General features: G+C 60.8%; 20 protein-coding genes. 8 read left to right on the forward strand and 12 right to left on the reverse strand.

What is annotated here, in order from left to right; translation table 11 throughout:
• Positions 1-183 precede the first annotated feature (183 nt).
• Both glnE and DOM27_RS15540 read left to right on the forward strand, forming a co-directional pair.
• Entirely contained in the window at positions 184-3147 is a 2964-nt protein-coding gene (gene glnE / locus DOM27_RS15535; RefSeq protein WP_110657294.1) for a bifunctional [glutamate--ammonia ligase]-adenylyl-L-tyrosine phosphorylase/[glutamate--ammonia-ligase] adenylyltransferase, read from the forward strand.
• A gap of 91 nt (positions 3148-3238) precedes the next feature.
• The gene (locus DOM27_RS15540) at positions 3239-3856 is read left to right on the forward strand and encodes a YrbL family protein (protein WP_110657296.1); all 618 of its coding nucleotides are present in this window, start codon (positions 3239-3241) and stop codon (positions 3854-3856) included.
• A 150-nt stretch (positions 3857-4006) separates the two neighbouring features.
• On the opposite strand, the gene trhO is transcribed toward DOM27_RS15540, so the two are convergent.
• From trhO to DOM27_RS15570, 6 genes are all read right to left on the reverse strand, one after another.
• A complete protein-coding gene (gene trhO, locus DOM27_RS15545) occupies positions 4007-4957 on the reverse strand; it encodes an oxygen-dependent tRNA uridine(34) hydroxylase TrhO (protein ID WP_110657298.1) in 951 nt (316 codons plus the stop codon).
• Positions 4958-5139: 182 nt separating this feature from the next.
• Positions 5140-6066, reverse strand: coding sequence for an ornithine cyclodeaminase family protein (locus DOM27_RS15550; protein WP_110657300.1), 927 nt, complete (start codon positions 6064-6066; stop codon positions 5140-5142).
• 10 nt (positions 6067-6076) lie between these two features.
• The gene (locus tag DOM27_RS15555; RefSeq protein ID WP_110657302.1) at positions 6077-6559 is read right to left on the reverse strand and encodes an OsmC family protein; all 483 of its coding nucleotides are present in this window, start codon (positions 6557-6559) and stop codon (positions 6077-6079) included.
• Between the two features lie 13 nt (positions 6560-6572).
• A complete protein-coding gene (locus DOM27_RS15560; protein WP_110657304.1) occupies positions 6573-7220 on the reverse strand; it encodes an FMN-binding negative transcriptional regulator in 648 nt (215 codons plus the stop codon).
• A gap of 2 nt (positions 7221-7222) precedes the next feature.
• Positions 7223-7972, reverse strand: a complete 750-nt coding sequence (locus tag DOM27_RS15565) for a GNAT family N-acetyltransferase (RefSeq protein WP_110657306.1) — start codon at positions 7970-7972, stop codon at positions 7223-7225.
• Between the two features lie 4 nt (positions 7973-7976).
• Positions 7977-8423, reverse strand: a complete 447-nt coding sequence (locus DOM27_RS15570; protein WP_110657308.1) for a GNAT family N-acetyltransferase — start codon at positions 8421-8423, stop codon at positions 7977-7979.
• 123 nt (positions 8424-8546) lie between these two features.
• Between DOM27_RS15570 and pdxR the strand changes: the two genes are divergently transcribed.
• Positions 8547-10046, forward strand: a complete 1500-nt coding sequence (gene pdxR / locus DOM27_RS15575) for a MocR-like pyridoxine biosynthesis transcription factor PdxR (protein ID WP_110657310.1) — start codon at positions 8547-8549, stop codon at positions 10044-10046.
• A gap of 15 nt (positions 10047-10061) precedes the next feature.
• Here pdxR and DOM27_RS15580 read toward each other — a convergent pair whose 3' ends face one another.
• Both DOM27_RS15580 and DOM27_RS15585 read right to left on the reverse strand, forming a co-directional pair.
• Positions 10062-11360, reverse strand: coding sequence for a mechanosensitive ion channel family protein (locus tag DOM27_RS15580; protein WP_110657312.1), 1299 nt, complete (start codon positions 11358-11360; stop codon positions 10062-10064).
• Positions 11361-11612: 252 nt separating this feature from the next.
• On the reverse strand, positions 11613-12128 hold the full coding sequence (locus DOM27_RS15585) for a YchJ family protein (RefSeq protein ID WP_110657314.1): 516 nt from the start codon (positions 12126-12128) through the stop codon (positions 11613-11615).
• A gap of 153 nt (positions 12129-12281) precedes the next feature.
• Between DOM27_RS15585 and DOM27_RS15590 the strand changes: the two genes are divergently transcribed.
• Entirely contained in the window at positions 12282-12995 is a 714-nt protein-coding gene (locus tag DOM27_RS15590) for a DUF3581 family protein (RefSeq protein ID WP_110657876.1), read from the forward strand.
• Positions 12996-13233: 238 nt separating this feature from the next.
• On the forward strand, positions 13234-14085 hold the full coding sequence (locus tag DOM27_RS15595; protein WP_110657316.1) for an ion transporter: 852 nt from the start codon (positions 13234-13236) through the stop codon (positions 14083-14085).
• Positions 14086-14361: 276 nt separating this feature from the next.
• Here the strand turns inward: DOM27_RS15595 and DOM27_RS15600 are convergent, their stop codons facing one another.
• Positions 14362-14808, reverse strand: a complete 447-nt coding sequence (locus DOM27_RS15600; RefSeq protein ID WP_110657318.1) for a PAS domain-containing protein — start codon at positions 14806-14808, stop codon at positions 14362-14364.
• Positions 14809-14893: 85 nt separating this feature from the next.
• Entirely contained in the window at positions 14894-16222 is a 1329-nt protein-coding gene (locus DOM27_RS15605; RefSeq protein ID WP_110657319.1) for an MFS transporter, read from the reverse strand.
• Positions 16223-16391: 169 nt separating this feature from the next.
• On the opposite strand from DOM27_RS15605, the gene DOM27_RS15610 reads away from it, so the two are divergent.
• A complete protein-coding gene (locus DOM27_RS15610; RefSeq protein WP_110657321.1) occupies positions 16392-16664 on the forward strand; it encodes an Rdx family protein in 273 nt (90 codons plus the stop codon).
• Positions 16665-16697: 33 nt separating this feature from the next.
• Here the strand turns inward: DOM27_RS15610 and DOM27_RS15615 are convergent, their stop codons facing one another.
• Both DOM27_RS15615 and DOM27_RS15620 read right to left on the reverse strand, forming a co-directional pair.
• Entirely contained in the window at positions 16698-17669 is a 972-nt protein-coding gene (locus DOM27_RS15615) for a zinc transporter ZntB (RefSeq protein ID WP_110657323.1), read from the reverse strand.
• A 110-nt stretch (positions 17670-17779) separates the two neighbouring features.
• Entirely contained in the window at positions 17780-18460 is a 681-nt protein-coding gene (locus DOM27_RS15620; protein WP_110657325.1) for an arylesterase, read from the reverse strand.
• On the opposite strand from DOM27_RS15620, the gene DOM27_RS15625 reads away from it, so the two are divergent.
• Positions 18459-19178, forward strand: a complete 720-nt coding sequence (locus DOM27_RS15625) for an ABC transporter ATP-binding protein (RefSeq protein ID WP_110657327.1) — start codon at positions 18459-18461, stop codon at positions 19176-19178. The two genes, DOM27_RS15620 and DOM27_RS15625, sit on opposite strands and share 2 nt — an antisense overlap.
• Positions 19175-21694 (forward strand): ABC transporter permease, encoded by a 2520-nt coding sequence (locus DOM27_RS15630; protein ID WP_110657329.1) that lies wholly within the window; start codon positions 19175-19177, stop codon positions 21692-21694. Before DOM27_RS15625 ends, DOM27_RS15630 begins: the two co-directional genes overlap by 4 nt.
• Positions 21695-21949 lie beyond the last annotated feature (255 nt).

The raw sequence follows: 21949 nt of genomic DNA on the forward strand, positions 1-21949 counted from the left end.
TTGTACCTTTGTAGTCGTTTTATTCGTACGATGTAATACAACCTTGGTGTGACATCCTCGCTTTGACTCGCCGCTTGGGTCTGGAGCCAGGCTTTCGCTATGCTGAGCGAGTCTGTTAATGCAGACCCGTCAAGCAAGACGATTCGACAAGCCCATTCAGCAAGTTCTCGCCTGGAGCCCCTGATGCCGTTACCCGAGTCCTGGTTTGCCGAAATGGACATTCCCGCTGTGCTGGAGACTGCCTGGTGCGAGGTGAGAGTGAGACTCGGCGAGGGACTCGAATCCTGTGCTGGCGATGAGTCGATTACCGGGGCCTGGCTGTCGTTGGACGAGATACGCCGCCAGGAAATGGCGCGCTTGGTGCTGCTATCGGACTTTGCGTTGGATGCGCTGACCACGCGGCCCGCGCTGCTACCTGCCTTGCTTCACACGCAGGAGCTAGTGACCGCACCGAGCCGGTCCCAGATCGAAGACGCGCTGCGCGAGACGCTGGCCCAGGCGGATAGCGAGGAAGATCTCCACAAAGCATTGCGCCGCTTTCGTCAGGCCCGAATGCTTGGCATCGTCTGGCGGGATCTCAACGGTACCGAGATGTGGCAAACCGCTGCGAAAGTGTCCGAACTGGCCGAGGTCTGCCTCGAAGGTGCACTGGGCTGGCTCGAGACGCATCTGGCATCTCGCTGGGGCACTCCGGCGGCTCGCGTAAACGGGACATCTCAGCGCCTGATCGTGCTCGGGATGGGCAAGCTCGGCGCCGGCGAACTCAATCTCTCCTCGGATATCGATCTGATCTTCGCGTTCGCCGAGAAGGGCACGACGCAGGGCGGGGAGCGCGAATACGAACATCAGCAGTATTTCACCAAGCTGGGCCAGAAACTTATCGCCGCGCTGGATGCGATCACGGCCGACGGTTTCGTGTTCCGGGTCGACATGCGTTTGCGCCCCCTGGGCGATGGCGGGCCGCTGGTGGGTAACTTCAATGCCCTGACCGGTTATTACCAGGATCAAGGGCGTGAATGGGAACGCTTCGCCATGCTCAAGGCGCGCCCCGTGGCCGGCGATCTGGCCGCCGGGCGGGAGCTGCTCGACCTGCTCAGTCCCTTCATCTATCGAAAATACCTGGATTTCGGCGCGATCGAGTCGCTGCGTGACATGAAGGGAATGATTCACCGTGAGGTCAAACGGCTGGGGCGGGATGACAATATCAAGCTGGGCCGAGGTGGAATTCGCGAAGTGGAATTCGTGGTTCAGGCCTTCCAGTTGATTCGTGGCGGTCGCGATACCGAGCTCCAGATTACCTCGCTGCGCGATGCCATGGGACAACTGGTGAGCCTCGAACTGCTGCCCCAGCCGGTGGTAGACGAACTGCGCATCGACTACGAGTTTCTGCGGAACCTGGAACATGCGCTGCAGGCACAGCAGGATCGTCAGACCCAGCAGCTGCCGAGTGACCCGGAAAACCAGGCGAGGTTGGCGATGGCGATGCAGATGCCGGATTGGACGTCCCTGAAGGAAGCTCTCCGTGCGTGTCGAGAGCGGATTCGATGCCATTTCGATGCGGTGGTCGCCGACCCCGATGACGAATCGCATGCGGCCGATAACGAATCGACCGAAGACAACGCGGTCTGGCGCCAGCTGTGGCAGGCGGAGATGGGTGACGCCGAAGCCGAGCGAGTGATGGCGGCCGCCGGTTATGAGCTGCCCGAGGCGCTTCGCCGGCTCAAGGCGTTTCGGGATTCCCGCGGGGTGCAATCGATGCAGCGCATCGGTTACGAACGTCTGGAGGCGGTCATGCCGTTGTTGCTGCAAGCCGCGGCCGAGAGCGAGGCTCCGACCATCGCCCTGGAGCGGGTGTTGCCGTTGATCGAGGCGGTACTGCGCCGCACTGCCTATCTCTCGCTGTTACGCGAAAACCCTCAGGTGCTGCCTTCGCTGATCCGGCTGTGCGCGGCGAGTCCGTGGATTGCCGAACAGCTGGCGCGTCATCCAATTCTTCTCGATGAGCTGCTGACGCCCGCGACACTCTATTCGCCGGCCGACAAGCAGCGGCTGGCGGATGAGCTGCGCCAGACGCTGGCGCGAATCCCCGAAGACGATGAGGAGGGCTGGCTGGAAGCGATGCGAGTCTTCAAGCAGACCCAGGTACTGCGTGTCGCCGCTTCCGATATTGCCGGCGGCCGCGTGCTGATGAAGGTCAGCGATTACCTGACCGCGATCGCCGAGGTGGTGCTGGACAGCGTACTGCAGATGGCATGGCGCTCGCTGACGGCACGATACGGACACCCCAGCGCCAAGGATCCGGCGAGTCAGGCGTCATTTCTGATCGTGGGTTACGGCAAATTGGGCGGCATCGAGCTGGGCTATGGCTCCGACCTCGACCTGGTGTTTCTCTATGACGCTGCGCCTCGAGGTGTCACCGATGGCGCCAAGTCGATCGACAATCTGGTGTTTTTCACACGCCTTGGGCAGCGCATCATCCATCTGCTCAGCGTCACCACGCCCAGTGGAACGCTGTATGAAGTCGACATGCGCTTGCGCCCCTCGGGTAACTCCGGCTTGCTGGTGTCGTCGCTGGAAGCTTTTGCCGAGTATCAGCGCAACGATGCCTGGATCTGGGAACATCAGGCGCTGGTTCGCGCCCGCCCTGTGGCGGGAGACGGCCCGTTGGGAGAGCGTTTCGAGGCCATTCGCCGAGAAGTGCTGATGCGGGAGCGCGACTGTGACGAGCTACGTCGCGAAGTGGTCAAGATGCGCCTGAAGATGCGCGAACACCTCGGCAGCGGCGGCCAGGCGCGGGAGGCGAGGCAGTTTCATCTCAAGCAGGACGCCGGCGGTCTGGTGGATATCGAGTTCATGAATCAGTACGCCGTGCTGGCGCTGTCGGCACGGACGCCTGAGCTGCTCGAGGTCACTGACAACATGCGGCTGATGGACGTGCTGGCCAAGAGCGGAGGGCTTCCCGAGCAGGACGCACGAGACCTGCAGGCCGCGTATCTCGCTTATCGCGATGCCAGTCACCGTGCCTCGCTGGCCAAGCGTGGCAGTCTGGTGGATTCCCAGACGTTTGCGGATCATCGTGAGCACATCCTGACGCTGTGGCGGCGCTGGATGCAGCCGGAGAACGAACGCGAGCCGGACGAGCCATAAAGTTGGAACCAAACGATCAATGAAAACAGCGTTTGATTAAGTTATTATTAACGGGTCATGACGTCTTGATGACGGCTCGGAGTGGCCCGCAATGTATCGACTTGCCTCTGACAACGAAATCGCGCACGGCAACGACCGGGCCATTTATCGGCATCCGGATCATCCCGAGCGCTGTATCAAGGTGCCACGCTTTCCCGAGCGTGGCAGCCATCAGAACGAGCGCGAAAAGATCTATTTCGAGAACCTGAAGCGCCGTGGCATCGATGACTGGCGCCATGTGCCGACATACTTCGGGACGGTGGCGACGGATCTTGGCGAGGGTCTGATCTTTGACCTGATTACCGACGCCGATGGCCAGATTTCCTCCACGATCCGTCAGTACCGTCAGCGCGGAGAAATGGCGTGGCTCGATACCCAAGCGTTTCGGGATGAACTTCAGCAGCTATATCTTTACCTGCGCGCCAACTGGATCGTGCCGTCCGATATCAACGACCGCAATATCGTTTGCCAGCATCGGGCGGACGGCACCCAGCGGTTGTGGTTGATCGACGGGGTTTCCAACCCCGACTTCATGCCGCTGGCCAATGTCTGGCCGTGGTTTGCGCGCCAGAAGATCGATCGTCGCATGACACGGTTTTTCGCCAAGCTGGCCGATTACGGGCTGCTGCCGGAAGCCGAAAGAGAAGAATTGGTACGCAGCGCGCTTTGATTCTCGCAGCGCGTCGATAGCGTTACCTCACTAGTTGTGCACTGTATCTAGCCATGCACCGTATCGATAGCCGTGCACTGGCCGCTGTAATATCCCTCAACGACGAACGGCCTCTCGNNCGAGAGGCCGTTCGTGCTTAGCCGATACTGCTCAACGCTGTGTTGATGGCTCGCGCGGATTGCGGCCTAGCGGATGCGGTTCGTTACGCGCCTTGGCCAGCTCGATCTGCTTCTGGCGCTCGCGGGCGCCGGCGCGGGTCTTTTCCGGCAACGAATCCCAGCAGTGGGGACAGCTCACGCCCGGCGAGTACCGTTCGGAGGCCTGGTCTTCGGTGGAGATCGGCATTCGGCAGGCGTGGCACTGCTCGAATTCGCCTTCGCTGAGATCGTGACGCACGGTGACCCGGTTGTCGAACACGAAACAGTCGCCGCGCCAGCGCGTCTGGGCTTCCGGAACCTTCTCCAGATAGCTGAGGATGCCGCCCTTGAGGTGGAACACTTCCTCGAAACCCTCGTCGAGCATGAAGCTCGAGGCCTTCTCGCAGCGAATGCCGCCGGTGCAGAACATCGCCACCTTTCTGTGGCGGCTGGGGTCGTAGTGCTGCTTGACGTAGTCGGGGAACTCGCGAAAGGATTTTGTGCGAGGGTCCACCGCGCCTTCGAAGCTGCCGATTGCCACCTCGTAGTCGTTACGCGTGTCGATCACCAGCACTTCGGGGTCGTCGATCAGATCGTTCCACTGTTCCGGCTCGACGTAGGTACCGACGCGCCGATTCGGATCGACGTCGGCCACGCCCATGGTGACGATCTCGCGCTTGAGCTTGACCTTGGTGCGGTAGAACGGATGTTCTTCGCAGTAGGACTCCTTTTGCGCCAGGGCGCCAAAACGTGGGTCGCGTTTCAGCCATTCGATTAGCGCATCGATGCTTTCGCGCGTGCCGGAAACGGTACCGTTGATGCCCTCGTTGGCCAGCAGCAACGTACCTTTAACGTCGAGACGTTTCATTTTTTCGACCAGCGGTTCGCGCAACGCTTCACAATCGTCGAGGGTAACGAATTGATACAACGCCGCGACCACGATCGGTTGATCGTTTGATGACATGCTATGGCTCCAGGCTGTCGCCCTCGCAAAGGGCGGACCGGTAAATGGGGCGTGGCCGTGGGCGCCTTGGACAAGCTTCTGGCGCGGCCATGGGCGCCTTGATAAGTAACCGCGACGCATTTTACGCCGCTGGATCATGGAGTCCAGTGACCCTCCGTCGCAGGCATCGAAATCGCTTCCCGCTAGTGAACGGTGTCGGCGATATAACGCGCGATCATCAAATCGAGGTGGGCGCCGCCGCCATTCTTGAACACGGTGATGTCGGTTTCGTTCTGGCGGCCGACATGGTCGGTAAGCAGGTCGTAGAAGTCACCAAGAATATCTTCCTCGACGATGGCGCCGCTGGCGAGCGGAATCTTGAGCTCGCCGATATGCCCCAGGGTCGTCGCCCGGCTGTCCACGAACAGTCGGCCCTTTTGCAGCAAAGCGTCATCGGCTTCCCGCATGTCCGCCTTGTAGGCACCGATCAGATCGACATGGGTGCCAGGGCGTACCCACTCACCGCGAATCAAAGGCGCACGTGCCATCGTGGCGCTGGTGATGATATCGGCTGATCCCGCGGCAGCTTCCAGGTCTGTCACCGCCGTCACTTTCAGGCTCCTGTCGGAACAGGTCCTGGCGAGCGCTTCGGCCTTGTCGTGAGTTCGGTTCCAGACGCTGATGCGCTCAAGACCGGGGAATAGTGTGCTGTAGCCATCGATCAGGCTCGCTGCGACCGCCCCCGCGCCGCAGACGAGTAAATGGCGACTATCGGGCCGGGCAAGTGAAAGCGCGCCCCACAGCGAATCGCTGATCGTCTTGATTTCGGTGACCAGACGACTTTCGATGATCGCCTTCAGTTGGCCATCATCAGGATCGAAATAGAGCATCGCGCCCTGCACGGTAGCCAATCCGCGTGCCGTATTACCGTCGAACACGGTCACTGCCTTGACGCCGTAGCCTACGCCCGGAATGAAACAGGAGCGGTTGAGTAGCGTCTTGTCTGCAGGACCCAGGAAAGTGTCGTCGATTTCCGGCCTAGCCGCTCGATGGCCTTTTTTCAGCGCATCGACGGACTCGGCCCAGGAAAGGCGATCGCGAGCTTCGGAATAATTGATCAGTCGGTGCATCTCTGGACTCTCAAGGGTCGACGATTTCGGTGACGACTTCGGTCTTGACCGAGTTGGCGATGAAACAACCTCGATGAGCTTGGTAGTGCATCTTTTCGAGTTGTTCGCGTGTCGGTTGGCGAGCGTTGGAAAAAGTGACGGCAGGTCGCAGCGTGACCTGTGTGACGGCGAGCCTGCCCTCGGCGTTCTTTTCCATTACGCCGATGGCTTGGTCTTGATATCGATCGACCACAAAGCGGCGTTTGGCGGCGATGCCAAGAAACACCAGCAGATGACAGCTGGATAGTGATGCGACGAAGGCTTCCTCTGGGTCGACGTTCGCTTCGACAGAGTAGGGTAGGGGAACGACGTGTGGTGATGAGGACGCCGGGATCGTGACGCCTCCATCGAAATGCCATTCGTGTCCTCGGCTGTAGTGGCTGTCGGTGAACGTCTCTGCCGGCTGGCGTTGCCAGCGTACGGTGGCGGTGTACTGGGAAGTGTACTGGGACAAGCATTTCTCCTAACTAGTCTATTCCGCTCAGGGTCCTTGCTTCAGAGATATCGTACCCGTACTCGACCTGAAGTCCGTGGAAAATCGCCTCGCGCTCTTCCAGCGGCTTGTGCTGGCTTGCCTTGCGTTTGCCTTCGAGGCGCTCGATGGTCAGTTCGACACCGATGATGGCCCGACACATTCCTGCGATGTAGTCCTCCGGGGCGTCTGTGATCGACCAGGGGGATGGGCGGCCTCGCTCGAACCGCTGGGTCAATCGTCCCACGATCCCTCGCAGCCATTCTGGGTCATCGATCAAGCGAAGTCGGCCGTGGGCGTGAACGACCTGATAGTTCCAGGTCGGCACGACCTTGCCATGCTCGCGCTTGGCCGGATACCAGCTCGGGGTGATATACCCCTGCGGACCGTGAAAGATCGCCAGTGCCGAGATGGTCTCGGCGCCGTTAGCCATTACCTTGGCCAGTGGGTTGCCTCGAGCGATATGCCCGCGCAGCGTGCCCGATGCTGCCCCATCGCCGTCAGGCTCGAACAGCAGAGGCAGGTGGTCGGCCGTAAGTCCTTCTTCCTGACTCTGCGTGATCAGCGTAGCGAACGGCGCCTGATCGATGGCTTGCCCCAGAGCATCGGTATCATCGACGCGGAACTGGCTCGGCTGGTACATGGTCAGCGCTCCGTTTGCGTCAGTTCAGCCGTCATCGCCGAAAGCGACTGCCACTGACGACCATCGGCATCGAAGTTGTCCGCGGCCAGCCACTGTTGATGACAGGCCCGCACCTTCGGCCATTCGCTGTCGATGATCGAAAGCCAGGCCGTATCGCGGTTGCGGCCATTGACCACTCGATGCTGACGAAAAATGCCCTCGAAACGAAAGCCCAAGCGCTCGGCCGCGCGTCGAGATGGTGCGTTCAAGGCATCGCATTTCCATTCGACGCGCCGGTAGCCGAGTTCGAAGGCGTACCGAATCAACAGGATCAGCGCCTCGCTGGAGATCGGCGTTCGCGCCATGCGCGGCGAGAAGCTCAGGTGGCCGATCTCGATGCGACCATCCGCCAGCACGATATTCAGATAAGTCGCCATGCCGACAGCCTGATCGTCCGTCGGGTCGATGATGGCGAAGCAGCACGGATCATCGTTTGCGCACATCGTCTCGAGCCAGCGCTCGCAGCCCGCCAGATCGTCGAACGGGCGCCCGCCGAGGTAGGTCCAGCGGGCCTTGGTCTCGTGGTCGTTGGCGATGGTGGGATCCGGCAGCTGCCACGCCTGCCATAGCGAAGCGCCATGCCGGCGCGGGTCGAGTGGCTCCAGGCGGCAGAAGTGGCCTTCGCGAATGACGCGGCTCGGAGGCGACGGCGGCTGCCAGTCTTCGATGTCTGGACCGATCGGTTGACCATACTGATTCAGTGTCGAGTTCATGGTTTCACACGTTCAAGAGATAGGTATAAAACGACTCGTCGCGCTGCCAGTCGAGTGCCTGATAGCGGGACTGAGCGGCGACGTTGTCGATCTGCGTGCGCAGCATCAGTTGGGGCACGTCGTGCTCGGCTGCCAGATCCCTAGCTGCCTGCAGCAACGCGCTTCCGGCCCCGCTGCGCCGGGCCGCGTGAACGACGAAGAGATCGTTGAGAATCCAGCGGAAGCCGAGCGAAGTGGTCGAGGGTACGGGGAACAGCTGTACGAAGCCGATCGGCGCTCCGGCGTCATCCAGCGCAACCAGAAGATAGGCGTCTTCCCGTTCGAATCGCTGAGCCAGGAAACGCCGAGCACCTTCCGGATCGCTGGGTTGTCGATAAAACTGACGATAGCCATCGACCAGCGGGACGAGGCTGTCGACGTCTGCGGATGTGGCTAGTCGAATGGAGGGCATGGCGAGAAGCTCCGGAATAGGCGTAACGTGAACCGAGTTTGTCGCCATGCTGGTTCCTCGGTAAGAGCCAGTTGGCATAATATTGAAGGGACCAGTAGCGAGGAGCCAGTATCGGGGAAGCCTATGTCCAAGTCTCATGCCCATCGTCTATGGATCATCGAAGCGCTGGAGATGCGGTTGGCCTCGCCCTCGACGCTGACGCTGACCCAGCGGCTGTATCAGTCATTGCGGGACTGGATCCAGGATGGCGCACTTGGCACCGGTAGTGCGCTACCGTCATCACGGCATCTGGCGCGCGAGCTGGGTCTTGGACGTAACACGGTGCTGGGGGCGATCGACCGTCTGACCGCAGAAGGGTTCGTGGAGGCTCGGCCAGGCGCTGGCGTTTTTGTCGCCGAATGGCGAGCGGGCGCGATGACCGAGGCATTGCCGGAATCAGACGCTGCTGCCACAACGCCTGAACTTTCCACTCGGGGACAGCGCATTCTCGATTTCAGTGGTGTGCTGACCGATCGTCACACTGCCTTTGCCCCGGGCGTACCGGCGCTGGACCAGTTTCCGCGTGAGCGCTGGCAGCGGTTGCTACGCCGGCATCATCAGCGAGCGCCGCTCGAGTGGCACGATTACCAGCAACAGGGCGGTGTGCCGGCCCTTCGCGAAGCGCTCTGTGATTATCTGAGGCTGTCGCGTTCGGTGCGCTGTCGGCCCGAGCAAATATTGATCACTCAAGGCGCCCAACAAGGCTTCGAACTGATCGCACGACTGCTCGCCGATGTGGGAGAGACCGTATGGATGGAGGAGCCAGGCTACGGCGGGGCGCACTCCTGTTTCGTGGCGGCCGGACTGAAAACAAGTCCGCTAGAGGTGGATAGCGAGGGCGCTAGGGCGGCGAATATGTCGACCGGGCTCTCATCCCCCCGGTTGATCTACGTCACACCCTCTCATCAGTATCCCAGCGGTGTGACGATGACTCTGCCCCGACGAATGGCGTTGCTGGAAGCCGCCCGACGCTACGCTGTCTGGATCATCGAGGATGACTACGACAGCGAATTTCGCTATGCCAGTGCCCCGATCGCGTCGCTGCAGGGGCTCGTCGATAACGGCCCGGTGATCTATGTCGGCACGTTCAGCAAGGTACTATACCCGGGTCTGCGACTCGGCTATCTGGTCTTGCCAGAGGCCTTGGTCGAACCGTTCAAACGCGCTAATGCGCGTCTCCATCGGGAAGGGCAGTACGTAGCCCAGTCGGCGCTGGCGGAATTCATCGCCGAGGGATATTTCGTGCGCCACGTCTCACGGATGAGAGAGCTTTACCGTCGGCGTCAGGCGAACCTTCGTCACGCACTGGCGCCGGCGATCGCGCTCGGGCTGAAGTTGTCCTCTGGGCAGGCCGGAATGCATCTGGTCGCCGAATTGGGAAGTCTCGAACTCGAAACTACACTGGTCACACGCGGGCGGGAGGCAGGCATCCTGCTCTCGCCCCTCTCGCGCTACTACTCGAAACCACCAGGGAAACCAGGGTTGGTGCTGGGTTATGCCGGTGCTACCGAAACCGAGATCGCCTCGGCAGGAAGATGGCTCAGCGACGCCTGGTGCGAGCTGAGCTGCTCCGATTCCGGTTGAGCCAGACCACTCGGGTCAGGCGTCGCCCTCGCCACCTTCTTCTGTGTCGTTGGGCCCGACGGCGCTCCGATGACTGCCTTTCTGGGATCGTTGTGACGACGTGTCCTTGCGAGCGCTGGGTTGCGATCGCTCATGTTCCGTGTCGGCGCCGTCACGTTCGGCATTTTCATGTCTGATGTCCTCACGCCCGGAGCCTTCTCGTGCGACGCCTTCGGGCAGATAGATCCGCGAGGCGGGAATCGCCAGCTCGGCGCCGTGGTCATCGATGATGTCGCGTACCTTGAGCAGGATGCCCTGTTTGATCTCCTGGAATCGTTGCCAGTCCGTCACCCGCGTGAAGGCGTAAAGCATGATGTTCAACGAATATTCACCGTAGGTGGTGAAGTTGATCGTGATCAGCTCATCCTGGTCGATCTCTTCGTGTTGCTGAAACAGGTTGCGGATATCGCGGGTGATGGCCTCGATCGCGTGGGCATCCTGATAGCGAACGCCGACGTTTTCCCATAGCCGGCGGCTGACCATACGTGTCGGCGTTTCGACCGATATCTGACTGAACCAGGCATTGGGCACGTAGAGCGGCGGCCCTCCGAATGTCCGAACGGTAGTCAGACGCCAGCCGATGTCCTCGACGATACCCTCGATCTGGCGCTCGGGAGAACGGATCCAGTCTCCGACCACGAAGGGCTTGTCCAGATGGACCACCATGCCGCCGAAGAAATTGGCGATGACGTCCCGCGCGGCAAAGCCGATGACCAGCCCGCCGAAGCCGCCCATCGCTAGAATGCTCGACATCGACACGCCGAGAATCTGCAGCCCGATCAATATCAGCGTCACGATCAGGATGGCACCGACGATCTTGGTCAAGGCCGACGCCGAGGTCGGGTCGACGGGCTTGGCGTGACAGTTACCCGGCGGGAAAACCAGGCGCTGTTCGAGACGTCGGAAAAGTCGGATGCCGCCCCAGGCAACCAGCAATAGCGTGATCAGAGCGCCAACCCGCGATAGAACGGTGGTCAGACGTTCGATCTCGAAATGTCCACCGATAACGCCAAGGCTGACCATCAGCGCGGTTATCCAAACCCACCAGCGTAACGGAAGGCGCAATCCGTGCAGGATGGGGTCGTCCCACCGGCGTGGGGAATTGCGTAGACGACGCTCCATCCGGTTGAGGACGAAATGCAGTGCGATGTCGATGACGACCGCCGTCAGCATTATCAGGGCCGGGAATACGATCCAGCCGGGGACATGTAGCCACTGCCCCAGTTCGCTCTGAAAGCGGGAAAGTAGGGTTGTGGCGCTATCGGAAATATTCATGCACCTGCTTTCTGTGTCCGGAAATTGGAGCGCGACTGCGCTGCGATATGGCTGAACGCTCACCCTGTCGGTCAACGTGGGATGGCTTGGTTCTGGAAAGCTTAGCGGGCCGCCGGCCTGTGTTCCAAGGCGATACTCGAATCATTGCGAGCGTTAGCCTGCCAGGGGCCGGCTTGGCCATGCCTTTTTGATCTCACGCTTTGCGGTGGCACCCTATCTGTCCCATCCTGAGGAGGCGGAAGATATTGGACGTCAACGCAGGCAGCAACGTTTGGCTTTCTTGCCGCTACCGCAAGTGCAGGGAGCGTTGCGGCTGACAGCTGACGGCGAAGTCGGGTCCATGACGCCATCCCGATAACGCCATTCCCCCTTGATACGGCGGAAACGCGAGCGCTCGTGAAGGATGTCAGACGATGTCATCGAGGTCGCCCCCAGCGGGCGATAGCGGGCCTTGAATTCGACCACGCCTTGGGCGCCGTCCTCGCGAGCCTCGATGATTTCGAGGCCGAGCCAATGGCTGTCTCGCGTGTCGAGCTGAGCCATCGTCAGCGTCGGATCGCGAGTGCGGGGATCCCACGTGGTGAAGAGATAGGCCCCGAGGCCTCCCAGCGCAAAAGCGCTGTAGCGCGAGCGCATGAGGGCCTCAGGTGTCGGCGCGGAGGCTGCTCCAAGATGATAGATACCGCAACAGTGATCGTAGCTTTGCGCGCTGCCGCAGGGGCATGGGCGGGGGTGATCGCTTTCCGGGGCTGTGGTTGGAAGCTTCATCTGAGTAAACTACGCTATCGTTTGTCGCTAAATGTTAATGGTACGCTGTGATTTACCCGGACATGTGGTAAAAGAGCGGCGCCTAGAATACCAATGAATAACGACGCCAAGCCATTCCATCGCCAAGTCATTCGACATGTGGGTCGACCACCTATGTTTCTCGACGAGTTTCATTCTACCGCCGCCGACTCTTTTTGCATCACGGCAGCGCAGGCCAGTCAGTTCGCGCGTCAGATCGCGGGGGATTACAACCCGATTCACGACCCGTGCGCGCGCCGCTTTTGCGTGCCCGGAGATTTGCTGTTTGCGCTGGTGCTGTCTCGCTACGGTCTGTCCCAGAACATGACGTTCCACTTCTGCGGCATGGTGGGGGATCGGGTTACGTTGCGTTTCGTCGAGGACGATGCCGGCACCGTCAGCGTCGTCGATCAGGCCGGAAAGCAATACCTGAGCGTCAAGCGCAGCGGTTGGACCATCCGTGATCCGGCGACCGTCGAGACATTCACTCGCCGTTACGTGGCGTTCTCCGGACGCAACTTCCCGCACTATCTGAAGCCTCTGCTGGAAGAGAAGGGCGTCATGTTCAATCCTCAGCGCCCGCTGGTGATCTACGACAGCATGGGCTTTTCGTTGAAGGATCATGACCCATGCGATCTGGACCTGGATTTCGCCGGGGCCAATCTGGACGTCAAAGGCAAACGCGGCGAAGCCCATCTCGAATTTCGAATGAGCTGCAACGGTCACGATGTCGGCATCGGTTCCAAAAAACTGGTCATCAGTGGTCTACAGGATTACGACGCGGAAAAAATGGATACGTTCGTGACCAACTTCGCCCAATTGAAAGCAGCCAACCCCTGTTCGGCGTAAGCCTGCGTCTGTGTCCTGTATTTCCACTTTATTGTGTGGCTTTAGCCATACCGAGCGTCGCTAGGTCGCTGCTCCGTATGGTGATGAGCGGGGGCATTTTGGCTTCGTTTCATTGTCTCGTTAGGCCGTCCTGAAGCGCGCGATTGGCATTCACGCGTCCCCCCGCTGGTGAGGTTGTTCACTCTGTTGCGTTTGTTGAACTGACGACGCGGGATCGTTTACCTGAATGGGGCTTGTCATGAAGGAACGCGTTACCCCTTTTCAGTTCTTCATCCTGGCGCTCTCGTTTTACGTGTTGGGCGCCATGCTGGCAGAGCTTTTCCTCGATTTACCGCCAGATATCCTCCAGCTGTTCGATTATCTGGACTATATCGTCTGTTTCTTCTTTTTCATCGACTTCTGCCTCCGGTTTTATCGGGCGCCGAGCAAATGGCGCTACATGCGCTGGGGGTGGCTGGATCTGCTGGCCTGCATTCCCGCAGGGCTGTTTCAAGCCGCGCGCCTGGCTCGCGTCGTCCAGATCATTCGTGTGCTACGGGCGCTGCGCTCGTTGGAACTGATCTGGCAACTGCTGTTTCGCAATCGTGCGGAAGGGGTTTTGGCCTCGGCGGCAACGGCGACCGTATTGCTGGTGGTATTCGGGGCAATGACCGTGCTGATGGTGGAAACCCCCAACCCGGCTAGCCCCATCAATACCGCTGAAGAGGCGCTGTGGTGGGCGATCGTCACAGTGACCACCGTCGGGTATGGCGATTACTACCCGATCACGACGATGGGTCGCATTGTCGCCGTGTTGTTGATGGTCTGCGGCGTGGGGCTCTTCGGTAGCTTCGCGGCGTACGTCAGCTCGCTGTTCGTCGAGGATCAGGGGGAATCGGAGTCTCGTCAGCACAAGGCAAACCGGCGCATGATGCGCCACATGATCGAGCAGGTGAGTGAGCTACAGGTCGAAATCGAGTCGCTTCGCCGAGAACTGCATGATCACCGGCGAGAATTGGCCGAACGCCATGTGCATGGCGAGTCCGACAACGGTAAAGAAAAGACGGGGGAGAGCCAGGGCGTCGATGATGAGGAGCCAGGGCGTGGATAGCGCTAAGCAATTAACCCGATGGTGAAATTGCATTGCGGGGAAAACATGAGGGTGCTAATGTGTATTTATCGAATGAAGATCTTCGATAGCAGTCGTTCGAGTCGCGTCTCAGACGTATCTCCTAGTAACACCCCGCCTCGCCCGCGCATCCCCCCTCTTGCGCGGGCTTTTTTTGCGCCCATTTCTGGAATTCGCCCGCTGCGCTGCTGGGCAGGTCGATCCACGTTAGCAGCTTTTTGCCAGACCCTCGCCGACGCGATGAATCCTTGGCGATCTTCAGCCAGTGCTGCGCTCCGTCTTCAGTATTTCAAGCTCCTGCAGTGCATCGATCAGGCCGGAAACGTCTTTCTGCACGCCGACGAAATAGGTGAGCTGGTCTTCGTCATCATATACCGGGGTGATCGACAGTTCGTTCCAGAACGTACTGCCATCCTTGCGGTAGTTGCGCAGGACCTCTCGGCACGATTTCCCCTCGCGCAGGGCAGCGCGAATCCGATCGATGGCCGGTTGGTCGCGATCGCCGTTCTGCAGGAAACGGCAATCCCGGTAGAGAATTTCGTCGATGCTGTAGCCGGTCAGCCGCTCGAAGCCTTCGTTGGCATAGATCAGAATGTTTTCGTCGCCTTCCTGTTCAGCTACCACGATGCCGTCATCAGAGGCATTGACGATGCGCTCCAATAGCGCCGGGCTGATCAGGGGTGGGCGTTTTTGGGTACTTGCCATCCTAGCCTCCAGGCTGGGCATTTCGACGGATTGTAGGGGCGATGCGTTGGATAATGATGCCACGGTGACACGGTATTACAACGCTTTACCCGCCGCTTGTCTCTTCCACCTCCGCCAGCGCGTGTGAGCTCAGAGCGGCTGCGACCGCAAGCGCGGCAAGCAGCAGCAACAGGCCGGCGCTACCCAGCCATTGTGCAAGCGCTCCCAGCATCAGTCCGACAGCCAGCATCAGGACGCCGGTGAAGGTATTGGAAAACGCCACGTAAAGGGCGCGCGTGTCGCTTTCCGACAGATCGATGACGTAGGTCTTGCGTCCCAGTCGGATGCCGGCATGGGCGATCATCAACAGGCCGTAAACGATGGCATAGGGCCACACGCTGGTGCGCACTGTTTCCGGCAGCCACGTGCAGGCGGCTCCGGCCAGACAACATGCTGCCGCACCGATGGCGCTGTTGCGCATGACGCGGCGACTGGAGCGGTCGGCCAGACGGCCCCAGACCGGCCCGGCGATCATGCTGGCGACACCGGAAGTGACGATCAAAATACCGAGGCTGGCCAGGTCGGTACCACTGTTCTGCTGGCCCAGGAGGGCCAGGTACGGCAATGCGAGCGCACTCGACAGCAGCAGTGCGCGGGAAAGGTTGAAATGCAGGAAGCGTCGATCATGGCGCATCAGCGAAAGTCCCTGCTTGACGCTCTCCCAGGCGTTGGCGCCGCCTTCAGTGGCCCCCGGAACTTCATGAATCGCGGCCGCGCATAGCGCATTAAAGATCCAGCCGAGGGCGGCGGCGAACAGCAGAACGGCCAGTGCCGCCTCTCCGGGATGATCTCCGAGCAGAAACAGGGTGACGCCGACGAGCAGCGTAAGCGCGCCGGCAGCACCGGCGCTCCAGCCCATCAGCTTACCTCGACGCTGTTTGGCGATGGTCTTACCGAGCACGTCCTTGGTCGCGACTGAAGAGAGCCCGCGGCCGAGCGACAATCCGGTCAAGGCGATCAGCACCAGCGCGCCGCCCCAGCTGCCATGGCCGAACAGCGCCAGTAGACCGAGGATTGCGGCGGCAATGGCCTGAGCGATACCGCCTGCGACCCATACCCACTTGCGAACGGGGCGTAGTCGAATGTAGCCAGCGATCAGCAATTGCGGTAGCAGGGCACCGGCCTCGCGAAGCGGCACGAGTAAGCCGACCATCCATACCGGAGCGCCGATCACGCCCATCAGCCACGGCAGGATCAAACGCGCATTGGAGAGTTCGTCGGCGAGCTTGTTGCCGAGAGCGGCAAGCAGATGACGGAAAAAGTTGCCGGGCTGTTGCTGGCAGGCATCCTCGGAGATATCGCGACACAAGCGGCTGTCTTCGTCGCCGGTGACACGCTCGAAGAGACCGGTAAGGCTAGCGTCCTTGGCTGGCATAAAAAACGTTCCCTGTTTGCCTGGCGATTCCCGTTCGGACATGGCCCATTGGCACGGAGTTGTGGGGCAGGCTGGAGCGGGAGCGAACCCAATCATTTTCGCCGCGACTGGCTTGAGTTACCTCGTACCGCCGTCGCATCATGCGATCAGTTGCATCCAAGGAGAGCCCATGGCCCGCATCCGAATTCACTATTGTACTCAATGCCAGTGGCTGCTGCGTGCCGGCTGGTATGCACAGGAGCTGCTGCAGACCTTCGGCGAAGACCTCGAGCAGGTCGCGCTGGCGCCCAGCCACGGCGGGCACTTCGAGGTGCTTTACGACGACGAGACGCTATGGGAGCGCAAGCGCGATGGTGGTTTTCCCGATATCAAGGATCTCAAACGCCGCGTTCGCGATCGTCTCGACCCCGAACGCGACCTGGGACATACCGATCGCGCATAGTTTTAGGCGATCAGGTCGTGAGCGACGAAACGATTACCACCATCGTTTGCGTTTGAGCAACCACATGACCCAGCCGCCGATAACCGCCATGAGCACCAGAAAAATCAGGAAACCGTGAGGACTATCGGCGCCGGGAATACCGCCGACGTTGACGCCCAACAGGCCGGTCAGAAAGCTCAATGGCAGGAACACGGTGGTGACGATGGCCAGCATGTACATGCGCTGGTTGAGTCTTTCATTGTGTTCGTTGACGAGTTGTTCCTGCAGAATCAGGGCCCGCTCCTGCATGGCGTGAAAGTCTTCCACGTATCGGGATAGCTGGTTGGCACTCTCTCGAATCGAGACTTTGGTGTCTCCATCGAGCCAGTCGGGGCCTTGGGCCAACTGGTCCAGGCAATCTCGTTGCGGCCCCATGAAACGTCTCAGTGTGATCAGCGAACGCCGCAGCCGAGACAAGTCGTCGGGATCGACTTCGCGATCACTCAGTTGATCCTCCTCGAGTTCGCCCAGCCGATCGTCGATCTGGTGGGAAATATCACCGACCTTGTCCACCAGAGCTTCGGTCAGCCAGGCCAGCAGGTCCGGAATCGACAGCGCGCCATTGCCGCTATCGATCTTCTCGCGGACGTCGCTGACCGATCTCAATGGCCGGCGGCGAAGCGTGATCAATCGAGTGGGGGCGATCCAAAGGCGTAACGAAATGAGGTCCTCCGGTGCGGCGCCAGGGTTCAGGTTGATACCGCGCAGAGAGCTGACGGCACCTTCGCCGAATTTGGCCACTCGAGGCCGCGTGTCCTCTTCGAGCAGGGCTTCGACCACTGCCTCGTCGAGCCCGGCAATCTCTTCGAGATAGGTATGGACATCGTCGTGGCGAAAATCGAGATGCATCCATAGTGGGCGTTCGGGGTCGGCCCAGGCTTCTCGCAGCTGGCGTATGCTGAGAAGTTTGCCGCCGCCCCGGCCATTCAATTCATACGCGGCGACCAGCGCCGTTTCATTTTCCATCGTCAGCCTCCTTGCCGAGTCGTCTTGCGAGCCTTTTCAAGGTGTTGACGATAGCATGTCAGCCAGGACCAAGTGGCGACATGCTAACAATTACGCCAACCGCAAGGCCGTTATTCCTCGGCGCTCGCGGGCGATGTCAGCAAGGGTTTCAGTTTCGGCCATACGTTGTCGAGAATGATCGGCTGCGCCTCGGCGGTGGGATGAATGCCATCGCTTTGAAGCATGTTCTCCAGATCGACATTCTGGAGCAGGAATGGCAATAACGGCACCTGATACTCACTGGCCAATTGCGTAAAGACGCCGCGGAACGCGTCGCTGTAGGCGGGGCCGTAGTTGGGCGGGACTTCGATGCCCAGCAGCAGGACCTCGGCTCCTCGTTGTTGACTACGTTCGATCATCTTCGCCAGATTGACCTGCATCTGCTGTGGGGACAGGCCACGTAAACCATCGTTGCCGCCGAGCTCCAGCAGAACGATGTCGGGGTGGTATTGTCCGAGCATGTCGAGTAGTCGAGCCGAACCACCGGAAGTCGTCTCTCCGCTGATGCTGGCGTTGACGACGTCATGCTCATCGCCCAATCGCTGTTTCAGCAGGTTGACCCAACCCGCTTGTGGGTCGATGCCGTAAGCTGCGCTCAGGCTATCACCCATGACCAGTATGGTATCGGCACGAGCCGTGCTCGGGGCCAGCGCAAGCACGGAAAGGCCCACCAACAGCGCGCCACCTGCACAGCGCCTTGCCAGTCTGGCGACAGGCCTTTTGATGTCCAGCACAGGGAAACCACGCACCATGTCTTACTCCTCGAACGATCAGCAAACGCGGATTTTATATGCCAACGAACTCGGCAAACGAGTGACAAGCGGCGAACGAGAACTGGTTATTCTCGAATCGCTGGCGTTGGACGTTGATCGCGGTGAGAGTGTCGCCATCGTGGGAAGTTCCGGGGCCGGCAAGTCGACGCTGTTGGGCTTGTTGGCCGGGCTGGATGCTCCCAGTTCGGGTGAACTCGAGATGTTCGGTCAGTCGTTGAGCACTCTCGACGAAGATGGCCGCGCCGCGCTGCGCGCGGGGCGCGTCGGCTTCGTTTTTCAGAACTTCCAGTTATTACCCACTCTCACCGCAATCGAAAACGTTATGTTGCCGTTGGAACTGTCCCCACGGCAAGACGTTGCGGGCAAAAGTCGCCAATGTCTGGAGCGGGTCGGTCTGGGAGCACGCCTGGATCACCTGCCGAAGCAACTTTCCGGCGGCGAACAGCAGCGGGTGGCGGTGGCCCGGGCATTCGTGACCGAGCCCGACCTGGTCTTCGCCGACGAGCCCACCGGCAATCTCGACGAAGCGACGGGCAAGCGCATCATCGACCTGTTGTTCGACCTCAATCGCGAGTCCGGGACGACGTTGATTCTGGTCACGCATGACATGTCGCTTGCCAGGCGGTGCGATCGCTGTCTCAAGCTCGAGGGTGGCGCCCTGCACGAGGTCGTGCAGCGTCAGGGAGTCGAAGCATGAATCTGATCGCGCTCTCGCTCAAGGGCCTCAGGCGGGATCTGCGAGCATCCGACGTGCGCGCGCTGTTCATGGCATTGGCGCTGGCCGTGGCCGCGACCACCATGATCGGTTTCTTTCTCGATCGGCTCGACCGTGGCCTGACTCGCCAGGCGGGTCAGTTGCTCGGCGGTGATCTGGTGCTCGAACAGGGCCAGGCTTTCGACGATGGCCTGCGCCAGGAACTACGCCAGGCCGGCCTGACATTGAGCGATCAGGTTGATCTGGTGTCGATGGTCAGCCAGGGAGACGCTTTCCAGCCGGCGGGGCTGAAAGTCGTCGATGATCACTATCCGCTTTATGGTCAGGTGCGCGTGGATCGCGGCGATGGCATCGAGGGCCTCGCGCACGGTCCGCCGCCGGGCAGTGCCTGGATCGCGCCGCGACTGGCCCAGCTGCTGGGTGCCGAAATCGGAGATAGCGTCCAGGTCGGCTCGCTCGCGCTGACCATCACTGGCCTGATCGATCGCGAACCCGATCAGCAGGCCGGCTTTGCCGGTCTGACGCCGCGCATCATGCTCAATGTCCAGGACCTCGACGCTACAGGATTGGTCAGGCCGGGCTCACGCATCGAATATGAGCTGCTCGCCGCCGGATCGCCGGCCGCCATCGATAGTCTCGATAGCCGGCTCGATGCGCTGCGCGAGGCCGGTGTCGAGATTCGCGATGTGCGCGTGGACCGCCCCAGCCTGGGCCGCTCGCTGGATCGGGCTCAGAAATACCTGAGCCTGGCCGGGCTGGCAGCGGTGCTGCTGGCTGGGGTCGCCGTCGCCATGGCGACACGGCGTTATGTCGATCGGCACCTGGACACGGCCGCGCTATTGCGCTGTTTCGGCGCTTCGCAGCGGCAGTTGGGTCAGCTGTTCGCCTGGCAGTTGGCGTGGCTCGGGTTGGCGGCGGCTATTGTCGGCGCGCTACTGGGGCTCGCCGGTCAGGCGGTACTGCTTTCGCTGTTGACCCGTTTTCTGCCACTGGAACTGCCGGCGCCCGGTGGGATGCCGTGGCTGATGGGTGTGCTGACCGCGTTGGCGGTGCTGGTGGGTTTTGCCGGCCCGACGCTGTTGCGGCTCAAGCGCGTCAGCGCGCTCAAGGTGCTTCGCCGGGAGCTTGATCCGATTCCGGCGTCCGGATGGCTGGTGGTGGCGTTTGCCAGTCTCGTGTTCGGCGCGCTGCTGTGGCTCTATTCCGGCGACCTGGTGTTGTCGGCAGGTCTCCTGCTGGGCGGTCTGGTGGCGCTGATCGTGCTGTGGGGCATCGGACAGTTGCTGCTGAACCTGCTATTGGCGGTGTTGGCACGCCTGCCTCAGCGAGGCCTGAGCAGCCGCGCCTGGCAGCTCGGCGGTCGCCAGCTGGCGCGACGACGTCAGGCAAGCCTGGGTCAGTTGCTGGCGTTCTCGCTCACCTTCGCGGCGATGGCAATCATCGCGCTGGTACGGGGTGATCTATTGACCACTTGGCAGGCTCAGTTGCCAACGGATACGCCCAACTACTTCGCGATCAATATTCAGCCGCAGGAGCGTGACGGTGTCGAATCGCTGATCGACAGCGCCGCCGACAGCGGTAGCGGTCTCTATCCCATGGTTAGGGGCCGGCTGACCGCCATCGATGGCGAGCCTCCCAGGCAGCAAGTGCCCGCGGATCACCAGACCGACGGCGCGCTGCGGCGTGATCTCAACCTGACCTGGCGTGCGGCCCTGCCCGAGGGCAATCGAATCACCGCCGGCGAATGGTTCGATGCCGGTACCGATACGGCGAGTGACGGGGCGGTACCGATATCGGTCGAGGAAGAACTGGCGGGGCGACTCGGACTCTCGCTGGGTGACGAGCTGACGTTCACCATCGGCAGCGACAGCATTACGGGACGGATCACCAGTTTGCGTCATCTCGACTGGGAAAGCTTTCAACCCAATTTCTTCATCATCTTCCCGCCGGGCGCGTTGGATGACTTCGGCCACAGCTATATCACCTCCTTCCATCTCGCCGAAGGCGATAACGACATGCTGGCTACAATGGTGCAGCGGTATCCGGGCGTGTCGGTACTCAATGTCGAGGCGTTGCTGGAGCAGGTCCGCGGCATTCTCGGCCAGGTCACGCGAGCCATCGAGTTCGTGCTCGGTTTCGTGCTGCTGGCGGGGATCAGCGTGCTTTACGCGGCCCTCACCGCCAGCCGTCCGGCGCGGGCCCACGAGGGAGCGTTACTGCGAGTGTTCGGTGCCGGCAATCGCACGTTGGCGCGCATGCAGTGGGCCGAATTTGCGCTGCTCGGTTTTGCCAGCGGGCTGCTGGGCGCGGCGTTGGCCGAGACAGCCGCGCTGGGCATTTATGGTTGGCTGGGGCTGGAACCCCGAATGCACTGGCTGATGTTGATCGTGATGCCGGTTCTGGGCGCTGGGGTCGTCGGCGGCATCGGCTTTCTGCTGTCGCGGGGCACGCGGCGGCAGGCACCGATGGAGAGTCTGCGACTGTTGGGAGAGACCTGAAGAAGCGTTGAATAATTGTCTGCGCGAACTCGGCGTCCCCGGAGAATCACTGTGTTGTGCGGTGCCGGGGTGCCGGTCCGATCGGAATCCTCACCTACACCCCATAGGCTCGGGTTCCTGTGCTCCGTACGCCTTGTGCTTCATCCCGCTCGCCGATTTATTCAGCACGTCTTTGACGATCGCAAACGAGGGCGAGAAATCCTGGAGGCGGCGGCCGTAAGATAGCCGATGCCGTCCTCGAGTACGTTTTACCGA

Origin of the sequence: Salinicola halimionae (assembly GCF_003206065.1) — a bacterium.
Lineage (GTDB): Bacteria > Pseudomonadota > Gammaproteobacteria > Pseudomonadales > Halomonadaceae > Salinicola > Salinicola halimionae.